Annotated in this window: 1 protein-coding gene and 2 pseudogenes; all 3 read left to right on the forward strand. The window is 62.1% G+C overall.

The genetic code is table 11. From position 1 onward, the window contains the following. Positions 1 to 337 (forward strand): annotated as a pseudogene (locus tag EOA24_RS42165) (hypothetical protein); the annotation flags it as partial. A gap of 166 nt (positions 338 to 503) precedes the next feature. After that, entirely contained in the window at positions 504 to 1,181 is a 678-nt protein-coding gene (locus EOA24_RS37850) for an ABC transporter permease (protein ID WP_245501959.1), read from the forward strand. Beyond that, positions 1,178 to 1,430, forward strand: a pseudogene (locus EOA24_RS37855) (hypothetical protein); the annotation flags it as partial. The gene EOA24_RS37850 and the pseudogene EOA24_RS37855, both read left to right, overlap by 4 nt.

The following is a 1,430-nucleotide window of genomic DNA, read 5'->3' on the forward strand; positions in this document are numbered from 1 at the left end:
GGATGAGGCTAATCGCCAGGCAGTCTTCGAGCTCTGGTCGAAAGCAGGCCTGCCGGTCGAAAGCTTCGAGGCCGATTTCAAAGACGAGCGCCTGGCCCACCGCCTGTCGCCTGTCGTCGATGACTTCATTATCGCGCGCTACAAAGATCAGGCCGCGCGCGCCAAAGCCTACGGCCTGATCAAGAAGGACGTCGACATCGACAGCTGGTTCGAGACCAAGTACCTCAAGCAGGCCCTGGTGGACCTGAAGCTCGAGAACTACTGGTCCACCTTCGACGCGAAAGGCCAGAAAGCGACCGAGGGCGAAGTCGAACACACCAAAGCGGCGAGCAACTAAGATGAGCGGCGGCCACCCCGCGGCCCAGACTGGCGATGGGAACAGCATCGCCGGTTTTGCTCCCAATCGGCGCCGCATGCTCCCGGCTGCCGGCGTCTTGGGTCTTGGCCTGGTGGTGCCGCTGGGCCTTTTGACCGCTTGGACGGTGGCAGCTCTCCTAGGCCAGTTGCCGGAGCAGATCCTGCCGCCGCCCTGGGTCGTGTTCGACACTTTGTTGGATGGCATCCAGGACGGCTCGCTGCTTTCCAGCACGGTCACCAGCCTTGCGCGCGTTGCGGAGGGATTTGCTGCGGGCGCGCTGGCGGGCCTGGTGTTCGGCACCGCGGTTGGCCTGTCAAAGACCCTTCGCGACTTCGTCGATCCGCTGTTCCTGGCCCTCAGCCAGGTCCCGACCCTCGGCTGGATGCCGATCATCATCCTGATAGTCGGGATCGACGAAGGCCTGAAGATCATCGTCATCGGCTGGTCAGCCTTCATTCCAGTCGTACTGAACACCTGCCAAGGCGTGCGCGACGTTCCGGAAGCCTATGTGGAGCTTGGCCGCGTCCTTTCGTTCAGTCGATGGTCGAAACTCACGATGATCGTGCTGCCTTCCGCCGTGCCGTCAATTTTCACAGGGCTGCGCGAAGGCCTTGCCAACGGCTGGCAGACCCTGGTTGCGGTAGAGCTCATCGCATCGTTCGAAGGACTCGGATACCTGATGGCCTATGGCCGTCAGCTCTTTCAATTGGAACTCGTTCTTTCGGCCATGATCGTCGTCGGCCTCATAGGATTGGTGATCCATGGCCTGCTCACGCTTGCCGAAAACCATCTGCAACGCTGGCGTCCGGAGACCCCACGATGAGCCTGATCACGATTATGGGTCTGGAGCGGCTGTCGCACGGCGTTCCTATCGCCCCGCCGCCCTTCCGCTTTATCGGCCGACATCTGCGACCGCTTGCCTTACCGATTACGCTGCTCGCGATTTGGGAGTTGCTCGCGCACGCCGGCGTTGCTGACGCGCGTTTTGTGCCGCCGCTCGAAGCGGTGGTGGCCCGTGGCATTGCAGAGTTCGGCGACGGCGGCCTTGGCTTCAATTTACTGGCGAGCCTGG

It is taken from the genome of Mesorhizobium sp. M2A.F.Ca.ET.039.01.1.1, from assembly GCF_003998035.1.
Classification (GTDB): Bacteria; Pseudomonadota; Alphaproteobacteria; order Rhizobiales; family Rhizobiaceae; genus Mesorhizobium.